A 326-nucleotide genomic window follows, 5' to 3' on the forward strand; every position below is an offset into this window, starting at 1 on the left:
CACCGAGCCCACGGACGACCGACGCAGAACCAGCGAAGAAGGTAGGACACCACCATGAGCGACTCCCGCAAGCCCGCCGCCCCGGACCCGCACGACTTCCTGGCCGTGGACGCCGACCTGTCCGACACCGAGCGGGACGTCCGCGACGCCGTGCGCGACTTCGCCGCGCGCGAGCTGGCGCCGAACGTGGCCGACTGGTTCGATGCGGGCACCCTGCCCGACCCGCGCGGGCTGGCCAGGGCCTTCGGCGAGCTCGGGGTCCTGGGCATGCACCTGGAGGGGTACGGCTGCGGCGGTTCCAGCGCGGTCGCCTACGGCCTGGCCTG

The 326-nt window shown here is 73.9% G+C and carries 1 protein-coding gene; it reads left to right on the forward strand.

Annotation, left to right across the window (positions count from 1 at the left end):
- Positions 1–54 precede the first annotated feature (54 nt).
- Positions 55–326 (forward strand): acyl-CoA dehydrogenase family protein (locus D455_RS30845; protein WP_040684951.1); only part of this gene is annotated, 272 nt, incomplete at its 3' end.

This window comes from Nocardiopsis halotolerans DSM 44410 (genome assembly GCF_000341065.1).
Classification (GTDB): Bacteria; Actinomycetota; Actinomycetes; order Streptosporangiales; family Streptosporangiaceae; genus Nocardiopsis; species Nocardiopsis halotolerans.